The following is a 13539-nucleotide window of genomic DNA, read 5'->3' as shown; positions in this document are numbered from 1 at the left end:
GAGAGGACGAAGTGCGCTTCGAACGGTATGTGGCCCTCGGCGATTCGTTCACCGAGGGAGTCGGCGACCCGGATCCGGCGCGTCCCAACGGGCTGCGCGGCTGGGCCGATCTCGTCGCCGGTGAGCTCGCGCGGCACTCGGAGAACTTCGCGTACGCGAACCTCGCCATCCGGGGCCGGTTGCTGCGACCGATCCTCGACGAGCAGCTCGAGACCGCCGTGGCGATGCGTCCCGATCTCGTGACGATCTACGCCGGCGGCAACAACCTCATGCGTCCGAAGCTCGACCTCGACGCGCTCGCGGCCGAGTACGACGAGGCGATCGGCAAGCTCGCCGCGACCGGCGCCCGCATCCTGATGTGGACGGCCTACGACGGCAGCTGGGCGCCGGTCTTCGGAATGCTGCGCGGCCGCTGGGCCGTGTACAACGAACTCGTCCGGGCGATCGCCGACCGGCACGGGGCGACCATCGTCGACTTCTGGCGGTTCGACGAGTACCGCGATCTACGCATGTGGGACTTCGACCGGCTCCACATGTCCGCGGCCGGCCACCACAACATGGCGATCCGCGTGCTCGACCTGCTGGGCGTCGCACACGGTCTCGGACCGGTGGAGTTCGACGAGGCGCCCGTCCTCACGCGGGCCCAGGAACGCGCCGCAGACCGTGCGTGGATGCGCGAGTTCCTCGTCCCCTGGGTGGGCCGGCGGCTGCGCGGGGTGTCCTCCGGCGACGGCATCACCCCGAAATACCCCGAACTCGGCCCTGTCCGGTTCTGACCTCACGGCCGGTTCCGACCTCACGCTCGTCCCGGCGACCCGCCGGGACGAGCGTGGTCGTTTCAGGCCCGTCGGGCCGCGTCGTTTCAGGCCCGTCGAGCCGCGGCGAGCCGGACCATGTGCGCGATCGTCTCGTGCTCGGCCTCCGGCGGTAGCGCGTCGACGGGCCACCACTGCAGGTCGGTGGATTCGTCGCTGCGCACCGGCCGGGCACCGACGGGTGCGGTCACCAGGAACCGCAGGTCGAGGTGACGGGTGGGCACGCCGAGGGAGCACGTGATCGGATGCGTGTGCGCCGACAGCAGTTCCGGATCGATCACCAGATCGGCGATGCCGGATTCCTCGGTGGCCTCGCGCAGGGCCGCGTCGACGACCGTCTCGTCCGACGGCTCGCAGTGACCGCCGAGCTGGATCCACCGCCCCACCCGCGGATGCAGGGTGAGCAACACGTTGCGGTGGTCGACGTCGAGCACGATCGACGACGCCGTGATGTGCCCGGGCACGTGTTCGCGCAGGCACCCGTCGGGCGCCGAATCTAGGAACGCCAGCATCGTGTGCCGCAGCGATTCGGCGTCCTCGGAGTCGGTGCGCCAGGCGGTGAGCCGGTCGATCGCCGAGGCGTGCAGGGAACGCGCCGACACGGCTACAGCTCCACGAGCGCGTCGCCCGGGTCCGCGGGTTCGCGCGGCTCCGGTTCGATGAGCGGGTAACCGACGGCGACCGCCCCGAGCGGCGACCACTCGGCAGGAAGCCCGAGTTCCTCGCGGACCACCTCGGGAGCGAAGATCGTCGAACCGATCCAGCAGCTACCGAGCCCGCGGGTGGCGAGGGACACGAGCAGACCCTGCACCGCGGCGCCGGCGGCGACGGTGAACATCGTCGCCTCCGCCGCGGTGCGACGCGCATCCGGATAGTGGTGTGCGCCGTCGGGCACCCAGAACGGGACGATCACCTCGGGTGCGTCGTAGAGGATCGCGCCGCGGGAGAGTCGGCGTTCGACGGCCACCGGGTCGAGTCCGTCGCCGTGGAGATCCTCGGCCCACCTGTCGCGCATGCGGTCGAGGAGCCGGCGCCGCACCTGCTCGGTGCGCACCCACACGAACCGCACCGGGCGGGTGTGATGGGGTGCGGGTGCGGTGAGGGCCTCGGCGACCGCCTCGCGCAGATCCTCGGGATCGACGGGTTCGGAGGCGAACTGCCGCACGGACCGGCGCAGCAGCAGTGCCTCGCGCCGACCGCGTTCGAGGGCCTCCTCGGTGCCGAGCCAGAACAGGTCGTCCTCGCCGCTGCGGATCAGGGCGCGGGCGGTGGATCCGTCGTCGGGCAGGTCGAGTCCGCGCACCACGGCGACGGGCACACCGCCGAGCTTGCCCTTGACCAGATCGCCTGCGGCGGCGATCTCGTCGGCGACCGCCACGGACGTCACCTGCAGTTCGTTGCCTTGCGAGTCGTGCGAGCCGGCGTAGCCGTGCAGGACGGGAAGCCCGGACGAGCCGATCGCGGCGTCGGTCTGGCCGTTGCGCCAGGCGCGGCCCATGGTGTCGGTGACCACCACGGCGACCCGGACGCCGAGCAGCGCACCGATCCGTTCGCGTAGTGCCGCTGCGCTCGCGTCGGGGTTCTCGGGCAGCAGCGCGAGTTCGGCGCTGTCGACGTTGGATCCGTCGATGCCGGAGGCCGCCTGCACGATGCCGAGCTTGTTCTCGGTGATGAGGGTGCGGCCCTTGCGTGCCAGCACGCGCACCGCTTCCTCGTTCACCAGGCGCCGGCGGAGCGCGTCGCGGGCGTCGGGATCGGTGGGCGCGGCGACGATCCGCCCCTCGACCTTCGAGACCACCTTGCTGGTGACGACGAGGACGTCCCCGTCGGCCAGCCACGGCGCGGCCTGAGCGACGGCTGCGGCCAGGTCGTCGCCGGGCCGGAACTCGGGAAGTCCGGCGACGGGCAGGATCTCGATCGGGCCGCCCGGCGCGTGGTCGCGCACTGCGGGGTCGGCGACGGCGTCCGGCATCACAGGGTCACTCCGGCGAGGTCGAGGGCGGCGCGGGCCATCTCGGCCGTCGCGTCGGTGTCGGTCATGAGCAGGGGAACGGATCGGACCTCGACGCCCGGCACCTCGGCGCTGTCGGTCGAGTGCACGAGCCAGCCGTCGAGAATGCCTGTGCCCGAACGGGCACCGTAGTACCGGCCGACCGCCTCGGCGGTGGTCTCCACTCCGATGACGTCCAGGCACGCATCGGCCATGCCGCGCAGGGGCTTGCCGTCGATGACTGGGGACAGGCCGACGACCTTCGCCGAGGTGGTGCGCAGCGCCCCGCGGATACCGGGGATCGCGAGGATCGCCCCGACGCTCACAACGGGGTTCGACGGAGCCAGGACGACGGCGTCGGCGTTCTCGATCGCCTCGAGCACACCGGGAGCCGGCTTGGCCTCTTCTGCGCCGATGTGGGCGAAGCTGTGGGTCGGCACCTGGGCGCGGTGGCGGACCCACCATTCCTCGAAGTGCACGGCCCGCTGTTCACCGTCCTCGGGATCGGTGATGACGACGTGGGTCTCGCTGCGGTCGTCGGAGACCGGCAGCAGGGTCACCCCCGGCTTCCACCGCGTGCACAGCGCTTCGGTGATCGCGGAGAGCGGATAGCCGGTCCGCAGCATCTGCGTCCGGATGAGGTGGGTGGCGATGTCGCGGTCGCCGAGACCGAACCAGTCGGGGATCGCCCCGTAGGCGGCGAGTTCCTCCTTGGCGTTCCAGGTCTCACCGGCGCGGCCCCAGCCGCGTTCGGTGTCGATCCCACCGCCGAGGGTGTACATGCAGGTGTCGAGATCCGGACAGATCCTCAGGCCGTGCATCCACACGTCGTCGCCGACGTTGACGATCGCGGTGATGCGGTGTGCCGCGTCCGGATTCGGCTCCACGCCCGGGGAAATATCGAGAAGCCGGCGCAAACCTGAGAGAAAACGCGCCCCACCGACACCTCCGACCAATACAGTCACATTCACGGCCCAAGCCTAAGCGGTGCGTCGCCTACCCGGTCGCGCGCCGTCCGAAACGCGTTTCGGCAAAGCGGCCGATGATATGTGAACAACGCCGCTCCGCTTGACCGCGACACACCCGAAGTGTCTAATCACATACATGTCATTCGATAATCGAATTCGAGATCCCTTGCGGTGAACCCGCATTCGAACGAGTATTCGAAGGGTGGCAGCGGGTTGATCCCCGGTCATGATTCGGCGCTGCAGGTGAGGAGGGACAATGGCCGGCGAGCGCGACAGCTTCGAGCTCACTCGAAGCGATACTGCAGTCGAGGCTGTCTGTGACTACCCGGACGTCGGGGTGCCCGTCCTGAGTTTGATCTCGGGATTCGGCGACCCAGCGGATGGCGAGGAGCAGTGGCAGGAGCGTGCGCTCTGTGCGCAGACCGATCCGGAGGCATTCTTCCCCGAGAAGGGTGGCTCCACCAGAGAGGCCAAGCGCATCTGCATGGGGTGTGAGGTCCGGGACGACTGTCTCGAATACGCACTCGCCCACGACGAGCGGTTCGGTATCTGGGGCGGGCTTTCCGAGAGGGAACGCCGTCGCCTCAAGCGCGGAATAGTCTGACGAGGGGTTCGGCCCGGTACGGGGAGTACGGGACCGAGTGAAACACCGAGTCGGACGACGAAGGTCGGGTTGCGGCCGTGGGGGACGAGCAACCCGGCCTTCGTCATGTTTCGGGAAGGTTCTTCAGTCCTCGTCGTCCTCACCGAGTGTCGGATCCACCACTTCCGGCTCCACGCCGAGATAGGTGGCCACCTGGTGCACGAGGACGTCGTGCACCAGATCCGTCAGATCGTCCGGATCCTTCGCGCGCACCTCGAGAGGCCGGCGGAACAACACGATCCGCGCCCGGGTGGCAGCGCCTCGTCGATCGATCCCCGCCGGCACGAGCCGGGACAGCGGCACCGGCCCGTCGGCAACCACCTCGTCCGGCCAGTTGACCGAGTCGGGGTCGCGCGCCCGGATCTTCGGGACCTCGTCGACGGCGATGTCGAGCTTGGTGAGGCGGTCGTGCCAGCGCGCGTCGATCGGCGCGAACGCCCCCAGTACGAGCAGGTCGAATTTCTCGGCGCGTGTCTTCCACGCGGGCAGGCTCTGCGGGAACAGGGGACCGCGGATTCCCCTGCCGCGGCGTGCCACGGAACGGGACGACACAGGGCGGGAACGTCGTGCGCGGACCATGCCATGGACACTACGACACGAAAATCGCTCCACCCTTTCGGTGTGTCCGAATAGTCCTGGCGCGTCCGGCGCGCTACGCTCCCAGTCGTGAGAACACTGCGTCGATGCTGCCGGCCTGGGTGCAAGAACCCTGCTGTTGCGACGCTGACCTACGTGTACTCGGACTCCACTGCCGTTGTCGGTCCCCTGGCGACCGTCGCGGAACCGCACTCGTGGGATCTCTGCGAGATGCACGGTTCGCGCATCACGGCACCCAAGGGCTGGGAACTCGTCCGATACGAGGGAGCGTTCTCGTCGGCCACCCCCGACGAGGACGATCTGACCGCCCTCGCCGAGGCCGTACGCGAGGCCGGCCTGGGGGAGCGTTCCCGTTCCGACTCGAGCGACGACGACGCCGAGGAACCCCAACGGGCCGTCGTGCCGCCCACCGCACGCACCGGCCGACGCGGCCACCTGCGTGTTCTTCCCGATCCCACGTCCTGAGCCGTTCGCACTAGGCTGAGCGAGTGCGATGTCGCGGAGGACGGCATCGCACGAGTCGAGTTCAGGAGCTAATACAGTGGCGAGAGCTGCCGAGTCGGTGTCAGCAGTCATCAAGGCCTACGACGTACGGGGAGTCGTCGGAGAGCAGATCGACGAAGAGTTCGTCCGCGAGGTCGGAGCATCGTTCGCACGCCTGTTGCGCAGTGAGGGCAGCGCGGACCGTGTGGTGATCGGGCACGACATGCGCGCCTCGTCCCCTTCGCTCTCGCAGGCCTTCGCCGACGGGGTCACCGCCCAGGGGCTCGACGTGGTGCTGATCGGCCTCGCATCCACCGACCAGCTCTACTTCGCGTCGGGCCTGCTCGACGCACCCGGCGCCATGTTCACCGCCAGCCACAATCCCGCGAAGTACAACGGCATCAAGCTCTGCCGTGCCGGTGCCAAGCCCGTCGGCCAGGACACCGGTCTGGCACAGATCTCCGCCGACCTCGTCGAGGGTGTGCCCGCCTACGACGGCGAGCGCGGCAGCATCACCGAGCAGGACGTCCTCGAGGACTACGCCTCGTTCGTCCGCGGCCTGGTCGATCTCGCGGAGATGCGGCCGCTGAAGGTGGCGGTCGACGCCGGCAACGGCATGGGCGGCCACACCGTCCCCGCCGTCTTCGGCGCCCTGCCCGTCGATCTCGTGCCCCTGTACTTCGAACTCGACGGCACCTTCCCGAACCACGAGGCCAACCCCCTCGACCCCGCCAACCTCGTCGACCTCCAGCGTCTGGTCGTCGAGTCCGGCGCCGACGTGGGTCTGGCCTTCGACGGCGACGCCGACCGCTGCTTCGTCGTCGACGAGCGCGGCGAGCCGGTCACCCCGTCCGCGGTCACGGCGCTCGTCGCCGCCCGCGAACTCGCCAAGGAACCCGGTTCGACGATCATCCACAACCTCATCACTTCGCGCGTGGTGCCCGAACTCGTCGCCGAGCAGGGCGGCAAGCCGGTGCGCACCCGGGTCGGGCATTCGTTCATCAAGCAGCAGATGGCCGAGACCGGTGCCGTCTTCGGCGGGGAACACTCGGCGCACTACTACTTCCGCGACTTCTGGGGTGCCGACTCCGGCATGCTCGCGGCCCTGCACGTCCTCGCCGCACTCGCCTCGCAGGACGGTCCGCTCTCCGAGCTGATGAGCTCCTACAACCGGTACGCGGCGTCGGGCGAGATCAACTCGACGGTCGCCGATGCCGCCGAGCGCACCGAGGCCGTCGTCGCGGCGTTCGAGGACCGCGCGGTGTCGATCGACCGGCTCGACGGTGTCACCGTCGACCTGCCCGACAACGCATGGTTCAACCTGCGCGCGTCCAACACCGAGCCGTTGCTGCGGCTCAACGTGGAGGCCCGCACGGACGGTGAGGTCGAGGCATTGGTGAAGGAGATCCTTTCCGTCGTTCGTGCGTAGACGGAGGGACAACGGGAATAATCGAAGTGCCGGTACAGGTCGTGCCGGTGTCGGTTCGGCGGAGTACCGATCTCGGGTCGGTGGCCCCACCGGGCCCTGTCAGCCGACTCGCCGAGGTCGCGGCGGCGGAAGGAAGGTGATGCGGTCGTGACGGCACCCTCACCGCTGTTCGACTTCGACGATGCGGGCGGTGTTCTCGCCGCCGATGTCGACGGCATCCTCAGGAGCGCGGCCCTCGGCGGCGCCCAGATCCGCGCGGTCGCCGCGGCGGTCGACGAAGGTCTGCTCGGCCGGCTCACCGATATGCACCCCCGCAGTGTGGTCTTCGTCGGCACCGACGCCCGCGCCCGCTCGGCCGCCGAATTGGTCGTCGCGATGTTCGGTGGGCAGGCCGGTGTGCCCCTGGTTTCCGCGCCGGCCACCCCGCCGTGGGTCGGCGCGCTCGACGTCGTGGTGGTCTCGGGGAACGACGCCGGCGATCCCGAGCTGGCGCGCAGCATCGACGCCGGACTGCGTCGCAGCGCGGAGGTCGTCGTCGACGCCCCCGACGAAGGTCCGGTGCGGGCGGTCTCGGCCGGTCGCGCGATGTCGTTGCCGCCGCGCGTCCGGGTCCAGACCCGGTACGTACTCGCCCGGCACGTCGCGGTGTTCTGTGCGGTGCTCGGTGTGCTGCAGCGCGCCGTCCGGATCACCGGTGTCCCGCCGCTCGCCCAGGTCGCCGACACGGCCGACGAGGAAGCGGCGCGCAATCACCCGGCGAACGAGGTCTTCCACAATCCCGCCAAGTCGCTCGCGGTGCGCATGCAGTCGCGCCGCGTGGTGTTCGCGGGTGATTCCGCCGCGACTGCGGTGCTCGCCCGGCACGCGTCGGAGTCCCTGCTCCAGGAAGCGGGTGTGGTTGCCGGCGCGGCGGCGCTGAGCGACGTGCTGGTCGCGCGCGACCGGCTCACGAACGTCGTCACCGCGAGCGGTGAGAACTACGACCCGTTCTTCCACGACGAGGAGCTGGACGGACCGGCACCGATCGCACCGGCACGGGTGTTCGTACTCAGCACCGACCCCGACCGCTCGGCGGCGCAGCGCAGGACGGCGGCACTTCCGGATGTGGAATTGATGTCCGTGATCGGAGAGTTCGAATCGAGCACGGTTCCGACCGTGCTGGAACAGGTGGCAGTGTTGACCGTCCGCACAGAGATGGCGGCCGCATATCTCGGATTGGCAGGGGGGAGATAGTGCACCGACTCGAAGGTGCGGTGCGCTCGTACGCCTGGGGATCGCGGACCGCGATCGCCGCCCTGCGTGGCCGCAATGTGCCGTCCCATCATCCCGAGGCCGAGTTGTGGCTCGGTGCGCACCCGGCCGATCCCGCCAGGCTGGTGGATTCGGACGGCGACGAGCACTCGCTGCTCGACGTACTGTCGGCCGATCCGCAGCGACACCTCGGTGATCGCACGGTGGGGGCATTCGGTCCCCGCCTGCCCTTCCTCCTCAAGCTGCTGGCGGCGGAGGAACCGCTGTCGCTGCAGGCGCATCCCAGCGCCGGTCAGGCAGCCGAGGGCTTCGCTCGTGAGGAAGCACTCGGCATCCCGATCGACTCGCCCGTCCGCAACTACAAGGACGCCAGCCACAAGCCCGAACTCGTCGTGGCTCTGACCCGGTTCGAGGCCCTGGCCGGCTTTCGCGATCCGAAACGGACCGTGGAGCTGTTCGAGGCGCTGGCCGTGCCGGAACTCGACCCCTATGTAGGACTGCTCGCGGGCCAACCCGATTCGAGTGGTCTGCGGGCACTGTTCACCACCTGGATCACGTTGCCCCCGCCCGCTCTCGCGGCGCTGTTGCCGCGTGTGCTCGACGGTTGCGTCACCTATCTCGCAGCCGGACGGAACGGCGAACGCGATTTCGTTCCGGAGGTGCGCACGGCCCTGCAGCTGGCGGACTTCTATCCCGGCGACGCCGGAGTGCTCGCCTCGCTGCTGCTCAACCGCATCACCCTGCAGCCGGGCCAGGGTCTGTACCTCGACGCGGGAAATCTGCACGCCTACCTGCACGGCATGGGTGTCGAGATCATGGCGAACTCCGACAACGTGCTGCGCGGTGGTCTCACCCCGAAGCATGTGGACGTGCCCGAACTGCTGCGGGTGCTCGACTTCGGTGCGGCCTCGGTGCCGATTCTCGAAGCCGTACCGGAGGAGTCGGCGGAGACCGGGACGGGGCAGGGCCCGATCGAGCGCCGCTACCGCACCCCGGCACCGGAGTTCGCGTTGTCCCGCATCGATCTCGCCCCGGGCGACGCCCTCGGGGTCGGTGCCGACGGACCACAGATCCTGCTGTGCACCGCAGGCGATGCCCGCGTCGAGTGCGACGGCGAGTCGGTGACGCTGAGGCCCGGCGACTCGGCGTGGTTGTCGGCGTGCGACCGGAATCCGACCGTCCACGGTTGTGCCGCGGACACCCAGGTCTTCCGGGCCCGGCTCGGCGAGATACCGGGATCGGCGACCGACGAGTCCTGAAGCAGAGTCCTGAAGCAGAGTCCTGAAACAGAGTCCCGGTAGGGACGGAATCGAATCGAAGGCGAGCCCGCACGGGCTCGCCTTCGTCGTTTCCGGACGCATCTTCGTGAGATTTACAAATTCCTCCAAATGTCTAGACCTCGGACGAACAGCGGCCTAGAGTCAAGGCATGAGTGGTGTGCGTCACCGTGTGGTGGCGTGCCCGGCGCCATCGACGGTGATGAGGAGACCCGACATGAGTACGGCATCCGCGGATTCGGTGGATCGACCCGACCTTCAGTGGCGCGACCGAAAGCGCCATCTGTGGCTTCTGGGCCTGGTGCCCCCGACGGCGCTGTTCGTCGCCACCGCCCTGGTGTGGGGCGGTAACGAACTCGGCCTGCAGAGCGTCACCCCGATCCTGTGGTGGATCGGCCCCCTGCTGATCTACGTCCTCGTCCCGCTGCTCGACCTGTTCGTCGGGCCCGACGGCGAGAACCCACCCGACGAGTTGTTCGAGCAACTCGAGAACGACCGCTTCTACCGCTACTGCACCTACCTCTACTTGCCCTTCCAGTTCGCGTCGCTGGTCTTCGCCTGCTACCTCTGGTCGGCCGGCGACCTGTCCTGGCTCGGCATCGACGGCGGGCTCGGCGTGATGTCGAAGATCGGACTCGCGATCTCGGTCGGCGTGGTCGCGGGCATCGGTATCAACACGGCGCACGAGCTCGGCCACAAGAAGGTCGAATTCGAACGGCGACTGTCGAAGTGGGCGCTCGCCCCGTCGTTCTACGGGCACTTCTACATCGAGCACAATCGCGGCCACCACGTGCGGGTCGCCACCCCGGAGGACCCGGCCTCGGCCCGGTTCGGGGAGAGCTTCTGGCGATTCCTGCCCCGCAGCGTCGTCGGCAGTCTGCGGTCGGCGTGGCGCCTCGAACGAGCCCGCCTCGAGCGGCTCGACAAGCCGGTGTGGAGCGTGCACAACGACGTCCTCAACGCGTGGGCGATCTCCGTCGTGCTGTACGCGGTGCTCCTCGGCGTCTTCGGTCTGTCGATCGCGCCGTATCTCGTGATCCAGGCGGTCTTCGGGTTCTCGTTGCTCGAGGTCGTGAACTATCTCGAGCACTACGGTCTGCTGCGGCAGAAGACGGCGAAGGGACGCTACGAGCGCTGCTCGCCCGCGCACAGCTGGAACAGCGACCACCTGGTGACGAACATCTTCCTGTACCACCTGCAGCGGCACAGCGACCATCACGCCAATCCCACGCGGCGCTACCAGACCCTGCGCAGCATGGAGATCTCACCGCAACTGCCCGCGGGCTACGCGACGATGATCACCCTCGCCTACATCCCACCGCTGTGGCGCAAGGTCATGGACCACCGCGTGCTCGACCACTACGACGGCGACATCACCCGCGTCAATATCGAACCGCGTCGACGCGAGAAGATCCTGGCCCGCTACGGAGCATCGGATCCCGCTGCCGCGGAAGGAAAATGATCGTGGCGTCCTACCGCTGTCCCGTCTGCGAGTTCGTGTACGACGAGACCGCCGGCGTTCCCCGCGAGGGCTTTCCGGCCGGCACCCCGTGGTCCGACGTACCCGACGACTGGCCGTGTCCCGACTGCGGAGTCCGGGAGAAGACCGATTTCGAGGAGCACACCCCGTGAGTACCGACTACCGTCTGTTCCGTTGTCTCGTCTGCGGATTCGAATACGACGAGGCCGAAGGGTGGCCCGACGAGGGCATCGGACCCGGCACCCGATGGGAGGACATCCCCGACGACTGGTCGTGCCCGGACTGCGGCGCCGCCAAGGCCGACTTCGAGATGGTCGAGATCGTCCGCCGGTGAACCGCTGCCCGGGGGATCACGACCCGCCTTGCTTTGACGAGCACTTCCGCGCGTGAGAGCGTTCCCACCATGTCGAACGCGCGGGTTCCCTTCCACGAGGCAAGTCGGGTGCTGCTGCGCTCGACGATCCTCGACGCCATGCGCGAGCTGCTGCACGAACGCGACTGGTCGGCCGTCACCATGAGCGACGTCGCCCGGGCTGCCGGCATCAGCCGGCAGACCCTGTACAAGGAGTTCTCCTCCCGGCAGGGGCTCGCCCAGGGCTATGCGCTGCGTCTGGTCGACGAGTTCGTCGACGCCGTGGCCGATTCGGTGTACGCCCACGTCGGCGACGCGCGGGCCGCGCTCGTGGACGGATTCACCTTCTTCTTCGAGGCGTCCGCCGCCGACCCCCTGGTGCAGTCGCTGCTGAGCGGGGAGGCCAAACCCGACCTGCTGCGGTTGATCACGACCGACGCCGCCCCCATCCTCGAACGGGGCGCGGGTCGCCTCACGGAGACCTTCCACCACAGCTGGATCGCGGCGTCCGAGTCCGACGCCGGGATCCTCGCGCGCGCTGTCGTGCGGGTCGCGCTGAGCTTCGTCTCGATGCCCCCGGCCTCGGGGCGTGATGTCGCCGCCGACCTCGCCGATCTGCTCGTGCCGTTCGTCGAACGGGCCGCCGTACGCGGTTGACGCCCGGGCGCCGTACGGAGGTGCGACGGACGGATCCCGTCGGGGGACGATCTGCCGGGCCTCTTCTTGCGCAGGTTGTATAGCCTGGAACCAACATCGTCTGCCGACAGGAAGAGGCATCTGCACGTGTCTGACACCACGCTCGTAGCCGACCGGGTCAACGGTCTCGATTTCAAGGTCGCCGATCTGTCCCTCGCCGAGTTCGGGCGCAAGGAGATCCGGCTCGCCGAACACGAGATGCCGGGCCTGATGGCGCTGCGTCGCGAGTACGCGGAAGTGCAGCCGCTGAAGGGCGCACGGATCTCCGGCTCGCTGCACATGACGGTCCAGACCGCTGTGCTCATCGAAACGCTCGTCTCCCTCGGCGCGCAGGTGCGCTGGGCGTCGTGCAACATCTTCTCCACCCAGGACCACGCCGCCGCGGCCGTCGTCGTCGGCCCGCACGGCACCCCCGAAGAGCCCAAGGGCGTCCCGGTCTTCGCCTGGAAGGGCGAGACCCTCGAGGAGTACTGGTGGGCGGCCGAGCAGATGCTCACCTGGCCCGGCGAACCCGCCAACATGATCCTCGACGACGGCGGCGACGCCACGATGCTCGTGCTCAAGGGCGCCCAGTTCGAGAAGGCCGGCGTCGTCCCGCCGATCGACGAGGAGCAGGACTCCGCCGAGTACAAGGTCTTCCTCGAGCTGCTGCGCCGCTCGCTCGCGGCCGACTCGAAGAAGTGGACCACCGTCGCCGAGTCCGTCAAGGGCGTCACGGAGGAGACCACCACGGGCGTCCTGCGCCTGTACCAGCTCTCCGCAGCCGGCGAGCTCGCGTTCCCCGCGATCAACGTCAACGACTCGGTCACCAAGAGCAAGTTCGACAACAAGTACGGCACCCGGCACTCGCTGCTCGACGGCATCAACCGCGGCACCGACGTCCTCATCGGCGGCAAGGCCGCGCTCGTGTGCGGCTACGGCGACGTCGGCAAGGGCTGCGCCGAGGCCCTGCGCGGCCAGGGCGCACGCGTCTCGGTCACCGAGGTCGACCCGATCAACGCCCTGCAGGCCATGATGGACGGCTACGACGTCGTGACGGTCGAGGACTTCATCGGCCAGGCCGACATCGTCATCACTGCGACCGGCAACAAGGACATCATCACCTTCGAGCACATGAAGGCGATGAAGCACCAGGCCATCCTCGGCAACATCGGCCACTTCGACAACGAGATCGACATGGCCGGCCTCGAGCGGGCCGCCGACGTCACGCGGATCAACATCAAGCCGCAGGTCGACGAGTTCACCTTCGCCGACGGCCATTCGATCATCGTCCTGTCGGAGGGCCGCCTGCTCAACCTGGGCAACGCCACGGGCCACCCCTCCTTCGTGATGAGCAACTCGTTCGCCAACCAGGTGATCGCCCAGATCGAGCTGTGGACCAAGCCCGACGAGTACGACAACGAGGTCTACCGCCTGCCCAAGCACCTCGACGAGAAGGTCGCGAAGATCCACGTCGAGGCGCTCGGTGGACAGATCACGAAGCTGACCAAGGAGCAGGCCGAGTACATCGGTGTCGACGTCGAGGGCCCGTACAAGCCCGAGCACTACCGGTACTGAT

The 13539-nt window shown here is 68.6% G+C and carries 15 protein-coding genes; 11 read left to right on the top strand and 4 right to left on the bottom strand.

Annotated features, from left to right (window positions below; all coding sequences use genetic code 11):
• Positions 1-11 precede the first annotated feature (11 nt).
• Positions 12-776, top strand: a complete 765-nt coding sequence (locus tag C6Y44_RS17270) for an SGNH/GDSL hydrolase family protein (protein WP_159417881.1) — start codon at positions 12-14, stop codon at positions 774-776.
• A gap of 86 nt (positions 777-862) precedes the next feature.
• On the opposite strand, the gene C6Y44_RS17265 is transcribed toward C6Y44_RS17270, so the two are convergent.
• From C6Y44_RS17265 to cofD, 3 genes are read right to left on the bottom strand one after another with little or no spacing between them, the layout of a single operon-like run.
• Positions 863-1417: an NUDIX hydrolase gene (locus C6Y44_RS17265; RefSeq protein ID WP_159417882.1), complete on the bottom strand. Its 555-nt coding sequence runs from the start codon at positions 1415-1417 to the stop codon at positions 863-865.
• Between the two features lie 2 nt (positions 1418-1419).
• Positions 1420-2787 (bottom strand): coenzyme F420-0:L-glutamate ligase, encoded by a 1368-nt coding sequence (locus C6Y44_RS17260; protein WP_159417883.1) that lies wholly within the window; start codon positions 2785-2787, stop codon positions 1420-1422.
• Positions 2787-3776, bottom strand: coding sequence for a 2-phospho-L-lactate transferase (cofD, locus tag C6Y44_RS17255; RefSeq protein ID WP_085468524.1), 990 nt, complete (start codon positions 3774-3776; stop codon positions 2787-2789). The genes C6Y44_RS17260 and cofD overlap by 1 nt, the downstream gene beginning before the upstream one ends.
• 334 nt (positions 3777-4110) lie before the next feature.
• Here cofD and C6Y44_RS17250 point away from each other — a divergent pair, with 334 nt between their 5' ends.
• Positions 4111-4377, top strand: coding sequence for a WhiB family transcriptional regulator (locus tag C6Y44_RS17250; RefSeq protein ID WP_167388378.1), 267 nt, complete (start codon positions 4111-4113; stop codon positions 4375-4377).
• 123 nt (positions 4378-4500) lie between these two features.
• On the opposite strand, the gene C6Y44_RS17245 is transcribed toward C6Y44_RS17250, so the two are convergent.
• Complete coding sequence (locus C6Y44_RS17245; RefSeq protein WP_059382262.1) at positions 4501-4995, bottom strand: metallopeptidase family protein; 495 nt, start codon at positions 4993-4995, stop codon at positions 4501-4503.
• An 87-nt stretch (positions 4996-5082) separates the two neighbouring features.
• On the opposite strand from C6Y44_RS17245, the gene C6Y44_RS17240 reads away from it, so the two are divergent.
• The 9 genes from C6Y44_RS17240 (at position 5083) to ahcY (ending at position 13538) form a co-directional block, all read left to right on the top strand.
• Positions 5083-5478 carry a DUF3499 domain-containing protein gene (locus C6Y44_RS17240; protein WP_172414905.1) on the top strand — a complete coding sequence of 132 codons (396 nt, stop codon included), beginning with the start codon at positions 5083-5085 and terminating at the stop codon, positions 5476-5478.
• 76 nt (positions 5479-5554) lie between these two features.
• Positions 5555-6925: a phosphomannomutase/phosphoglucomutase gene (locus tag C6Y44_RS17235; protein WP_024101508.1), complete on the top strand. Its 1371-nt coding sequence runs from the start codon at positions 5555-5557 to the stop codon at positions 6923-6925.
• Positions 6926-7072: 147 nt separating this feature from the next.
• A complete protein-coding gene (locus C6Y44_RS17230) occupies positions 7073-8158 on the top strand; it encodes a tobH protein (protein WP_120279862.1) in 1086 nt (361 codons plus the stop codon).
• A complete protein-coding gene (gene manA, locus C6Y44_RS17225; protein ID WP_120279861.1) occupies positions 8158-9435 on the top strand; it encodes a mannose-6-phosphate isomerase, class I in 1278 nt (425 codons plus the stop codon). The genes C6Y44_RS17230 and manA overlap by 1 nt, the downstream gene beginning before the upstream one ends.
• Before the next feature lie 235 nt (positions 9436-9670).
• Complete coding sequence (locus tag C6Y44_RS17220) at positions 9671-10915, top strand: alkane 1-monooxygenase (protein ID WP_112320082.1); 1245 nt, start codon at positions 9671-9673, stop codon at positions 10913-10915.
• A gap of 2 nt (positions 10916-10917) precedes the next feature.
• Positions 10918-11085: a rubredoxin gene (locus C6Y44_RS17215; protein WP_174247009.1), complete on the top strand. Its 168-nt coding sequence runs from the start codon at positions 10918-10920 to the stop codon at positions 11083-11085.
• A complete protein-coding gene (locus C6Y44_RS17210) occupies positions 11082-11267 on the top strand; it encodes a rubredoxin (protein ID WP_019288502.1) in 186 nt (61 codons plus the stop codon). The genes C6Y44_RS17215 and C6Y44_RS17210 overlap by 4 nt, the downstream gene beginning before the upstream one ends.
• 69 nt (positions 11268-11336) lie before the next feature.
• Positions 11337-11942 carry a TetR/AcrR family transcriptional regulator gene (locus tag C6Y44_RS17205; protein WP_019288501.1) on the top strand — a complete coding sequence of 202 codons (606 nt, stop codon included), beginning with the start codon at positions 11337-11339 and terminating at the stop codon, positions 11940-11942.
• Between the two features lie 126 nt (positions 11943-12068).
• Positions 12069-13538 (top strand): adenosylhomocysteinase, encoded by a 1470-nt coding sequence (gene ahcY, locus C6Y44_RS17200; RefSeq protein ID WP_019288500.1) that lies wholly within the window; start codon positions 12069-12071, stop codon positions 13536-13538.
• Position 13539: the final 1 nt, after the last annotated feature.

The organism is Rhodococcus rhodochrous (assembly GCF_014854695.1).
Classification (GTDB): domain Bacteria; phylum Actinomycetota; class Actinomycetes; order Mycobacteriales; family Mycobacteriaceae; genus Rhodococcus.
This window is presented reverse-complemented; position numbering and strand designations above follow the sequence as displayed.